4 protein-coding genes are annotated in these 4,745 nt (G+C 62.5%); all 4 read right to left on the bottom strand.

Annotated features, from left to right (window positions below):
• Positions 1–152: 152 nt before the first annotated feature.
• The 4 genes from DK391_RS43895 to DK391_RS43880 all read right to left on the bottom strand — a co-directional run bounded on the left by DK391_RS43895 (position 153) and on the right by DK391_RS43880 (position 4,361).
• Positions 153–935, bottom strand: a complete 783-nt coding sequence (locus tag DK391_RS43895; protein ID WP_109484253.1) for an SDR family NAD(P)-dependent oxidoreductase — start codon at positions 933–935, stop codon at positions 153–155.
• A gap of 33 nt (positions 936–968) precedes the next feature.
• The gene (gene rhmD, locus DK391_RS43890) at positions 969–2,147 is read right to left on the bottom strand and encodes an L-rhamnonate dehydratase (protein WP_109484252.1); all 1,179 of its coding nucleotides are present in this window, start codon (positions 2,145–2,147) and stop codon (positions 969–971) included.
• Between the two features lie 40 nt (positions 2,148–2,187).
• Positions 2,188–3,516 carry an MFS transporter gene (locus DK391_RS43885; protein WP_109484251.1) on the bottom strand — a complete coding sequence of 443 codons (1,329 nt, stop codon included), beginning with the start codon at positions 3,514–3,516 and terminating at the stop codon, positions 2,188–2,190.
• 92 nt (positions 3,517–3,608) lie between these two features.
• On the bottom strand, positions 3,609–4,361 hold the full coding sequence (locus tag DK391_RS43880; RefSeq protein WP_109484250.1) for an SDR family NAD(P)-dependent oxidoreductase: 753 nt from the start codon (positions 4,359–4,361) through the stop codon (positions 3,609–3,611).
• Between the last annotated feature and the right edge of the window lie 384 nt (positions 4,362–4,745).

The raw sequence follows: 4,745 nt of genomic DNA, 5'->3' as shown, positions 1-4,745 counted from the left end.
GTGTTAGCCCGCTTTCTTTTGCCTACTTTTCTTTGCGGCGGCAAAGAAAAGTAGGTGCCGCCCCGCACAGGGGCAACGCATGCAGCACAAACACCAATTCGCGGATGCCAGCGAACAAAAAACCCAAACCATCACCAGACAAACAAAAACCCTTATTGCAAATTAACAAACAACCCACCATCCACCAACAAGGCAGCGCCAGTAACATATCTAGCCCGATCAGAGGCCAGAAACACCACACAGTCAGCGACATCTTCCGGCTGCCCAAGCCGCCCTAACGGAATACGCTTCTCGAAGTAAGCCTTCTTCTCGACATCGCCGAGATCTTCGGCATTAAGATCCGTGGCAATCGTGCCAGGCATCACAGAGTTACATCGAATCCCATAAGGCCCAAGCGCAATCGCGCAAGACTGCATCAGAGAATGCACACCAGCCTTGGTAGGCGTGTAATGCGTCTGCATCCCACCGCCCACCAGGGCACTAATAGAACTCGTCGCGACGATCGCGCCACCCGTCCCCTGCACCTTCATCTGCTGCGCGGCCGCTTGCGTAACAAAAAACGCGCCGTTCAGATTGACAGCAACCGTCGTCTCCAGCACATCGGCGGGCATATCGAGAAACGCATGAAACGGGCAAATGCCCGCGTTGCTTACCAGCACATCGACCTTGCCAAACGCCTCGACCGTGCGGCGCACAAGCTCACTCCCCGTCTCGCGAGCAGCGACATTTCCTTCAACGGCTATCACGCGCCTCCCAAGCCCCTCGATTTCCGCCACTACTTCTTCAACGGCGGAGCGCCGGTTATACGAAGCATCGTTGTCGCCCCAGTAGTTGATCGCCACGTCGGCGCCCTCTTTCGCGCACGCCACCGCAATCGCGCGCCCGATGCCGCGCGATCCGCCCGTGACGATCACCGCCTTGTCTTTCAGCAACACATGCCTCTCCTTGTCCCGACAGCTACGCTGCCTTCAATGTTGATAGGGCCGCTCGAGCTTGCATTCCGGATTCAGCCGCACACCGAAGCCCGGCGTGTCAGGCACCTTCATCCGCCCGTTCACGGGCACCGGCTCGTCGAGCAGCAACGGCGTGAACATCGGCACGACCTGGTCGGCCTTCGGCGCCATCATCAGGAACTCGGCGAACGGCGAGTTGTGACGTGTCACGACGAAGTGATAGCTGTACACCGACGACCCATGCGGCACCACCAGCACGTTATGCGCATCGGCGAGCGCCGAGATCTTGATCAGCTCGGTAATGCCGCCGCACCAGCCCACGTCTGGCTGGATCAGGTCGCAACACTCCATCTCGAGCAGCATCCGGAAACCCCAGCGCGTCGCCTCGTGCTCGCCCGTCGATACCATCATGCCGCGCGGCACGTTGCGCCGCAGTTCGGCGTATCCCCAATAATCGTCGGGCGACAAGGCTTCTTCGATCCACTTCAGCCCGTACTCGTGAGCGGCCTTCGCCAGCTTCGTCGCATACGTGACGTCGAGGCTCATCCAGCAGTCGTACATCAGCCAGAAGTCGTCGCCGACACGGCTGCGCATGTCCGCGAGCTTTTCGATGTTCTTCTTCAGCCCTTCTTCGCCCTCAGCGGGATTGTGCTGCAACGGCAGCTTGCCGCCGATAAAGCCCATCTGCTTCGCAAGGTCGGGCCGCGCGCCCGTCGCGTAGAACTGCAACTCGTCGCGCACCGGACCGCCCAATAGTTGATACACGGGCTCCTCGCGCACCTTCGCGAGCAGATCCCACAGTGCGAGATCGACGCCCGAAATCGTGTTGAGCACGACGCCCTTGCGCCCGTAGTAGAGCGTCGAGAAGTACATCTGATCCCACATCTTCTCGATGTCCGTCACGAGTTGCCCTTCGAGGAAGCGCGCCAGATGCTTCTCGACGATGAATGCGCCGATCTCGCCGCCCGTCGTCACAGCAAAGCCGACCGTGCCGTCGCTCGCCTCGATCTCGACCACCAATGTGCCCAGCACGTTGATGCCGAACGACCGCCGGCTTTGCCGATACTCGGGATAACGCGCCATCGGCGTCGAGATGTGATCGTCGATCCAGTGTCCGTCGGCCTGATCGTGATAGTCCGCGCCGCCGCCGCGGACGACGAAGGCACGCACGTGCCGGATAGTGGGCATCGCCATGTTGTAGAGCTCCGTTCGTGGGTTGCGCGCGCCACGCGTATCAGCGGGCGCGATGAATGGGTTGTGGGAAAGCGGCCGGGTCGGGTGCCGCGTCGCGGCGCACCAGCGTGCCGATCAGCAATGCGGCTAGCAGGCTCGCCGCGCCAAGCAGCAGCAGGCCCGCCGAGGTCGACGGGACCGCATGCTCGGCACTCGTGCGCAGCGTCGGCGCGATGAAGCCGCCCAGGCTGCCGAGCGAATTGATCAAGGCGATGCCGCCCGCTGCCGCCGCGCCCGTCAGCAGCCGTGTCGGGAAGGTCCAGAACAGCGGTTGCGCAGCGATGAAGCCGCTCGCCGCGCAGCACAGCGCCAGCAAGGCGACAAGCGGACTCTGCGCGAGACCCGACACGCCGATCCCGCACCCTGCGAGCACCAGCAGCGTGACAGCCCAGCGGCGATGCCCGCCCGTCGCATCGGCGCGGCGCGGCACGAACCAGGTCAGCGCGAGCGCGCAGATCCACGGCACGGCCGCCACCATGCCGACCTTGAATCCGACCGATTCGCCCATCAGCGCCGCGACTTGCTGCGGCAGGTAGAAGATCACGCCGTACACGCTCATCTGGATCAGCAGATAGATCGCCGACAGCAGCAGCACACGCCGGTCGATCAGCGCAGCGAGGATGTTGTGCGGCCCGTGCGCGGACGCAGCGCGTGCGTCATCGGCGAGTGTGGCGCTCAGGGTCTTGCGTGCTTCGGGCGAGAGCCAGCGTGCGTCTTCCGGGCGATCGTCGAGATAGAAGAAGGCCCAAACGCCGACCACGGAAGCCAGCCCGCCTTCGATCAGAAACAGCCACTGCCAGCCCGCGAGACCGAACGCGCCGTGCAGGTCGAGCAGAAAGCCCGACAGCGGACTGCCGAACATGAATGCGAGCGGCGCGCCGAAATAGAACACGCCGACGGCACGCGCGCGCGCCGACTGCGGAAACCAGCGCGTCAGGTAGTAGATGACGCCGGGGAAGAAGCCTGCTTCGGCGATACCGAGCAGAAAGCGCAGCGCGTAGAACGTGGTGGCCGAATGCGCGAGGCTCATCGCCGCCGACACGAGTCCCCACGTGACCATGATCCGGCACATCCACAGCCGCGCGCCGACGCGATGCAGCAGCAGATTGCTGGGCACTTCGAACAGCGCATAACCGATGAAGAACACGCCCGCACCGAACGCGAAGGCGGCGTTCGAGATGCCCGTGTCGTGCTGCAAGGCCTTTTGAGCGAAGCCGATGTTCGCGCGGTCGAGGAACGCGAGCACGTACATCAGCAGCAGGAACGGCAACAGCCGCCGCATGACCTGGCTGACGAGGCCGTCCACATTCCCGGATGAAGTCCCGTTCATCTTGTCTCCGTTTCGCCTCGATGCCAAGGCGCGGGCGGCATGCGTGTGCCGCCGTTCTTTACGTTCGCGGTGCGCGTGCTGGTGCGGCTGCTTTAGTAAGTCGCGCGGCCGCCGGACAGCTCGAACACGGACCCCGTGCTGAACGCGCAATCTTCCGATGCGAGCCAGAGGATCAGCGACGCCGCCTCGTCGGGCAGCAGGAATCGGTTCATCGGAATCTTCGAAAGCATGTAGTCGATGTGCTCCTGCTTCATCGAATCGAAGATTTCGGTCTTGGCAGCCGCGGGCGTGACGGCGTTGACGAGGATGTTCCTGGTCGCGAGTTCCTTGCCGAGCGACTTGGTGAGGCCGATCAGCCCGGCTTTCGACGCGCTGTAGTGCGACGCGTTCGGGTTGCCTTCCTTGCCCGCCACGGAGGCGATATTGACGATGCGGCCGTAGCCTTGCTTGAGCATTTGCGGCACGACTGCGCGGCAGGCGAGATACGGGCCGATCAGGTTGACGTCGATGACGCGGCGCCAGACGTCCGGGTCGAGTTCCCAGGTGGTGCCGTTGCCGCCCGTGATGCCGGCGCAATTGATGAGCACGTCGATGGCGTTGTGAGCGGCCAGGGTCTTGCTGACGGCGGCTTCTATTTCGGATTCTTTTGTCTGGTCGACTGTGATTGCCGATACCTTGCCGAGTTCGGCCAGCTCGCGTTCGCTGCGGGTCAGGCGTTCTGTGTCGACGTCCCAGAGCGCGACTGATGCGCCTGAGCGCAGCGCACGCTGTGCAACCGCGTAGCCTATGCCCCGCGCGCCGCCTGTGATGACGACGACACGGCCCTCCAGATCGATCTTGTTCATCTATGTGCTCCTGGTGCGCTGTCGTACTTTGCGCGTTTGTCTTTTGTGTTTTTTGCTTTTGCCAGCTGGCAGTGTTGCGTTGCCTTGCTTTGCTCTGCTTTGCGGCGTGCCGTGCAGGCAATATAAATCGGCAGGCGATTCGGGAACAATCCGACTGTTGGATGGGGTGATAACAAAAGTGAATCAGTGGGGGTTGGGGGCGGGTTTTGTCTGCGACGCTGGTTGGGCGCTTGTTCTTGTTCTTGCTCTCGCTGGGGCTTTCTCCTGCTCCTGCGCTGGCATCCGCGAATCGGTGTTTGTGCTGCATGCGTCGCCCCTGTGCGGGGCGGCACCTACTTTTCTTTGCCGCCGCAAAGAAAAGTAGGCAAAAGAAAGCGGGCTAAC

The organism is Paraburkholderia sp. C35 (genome assembly GCF_003121405.1).
GTDB lineage: Bacteria > Pseudomonadota > Gammaproteobacteria > Burkholderiales > Burkholderiaceae > Paraburkholderia.
The sequence above is the reverse complement of the archived record's forward strand: the minus strand, read 5'-3'. Positions and strand labels throughout refer to the sequence as shown.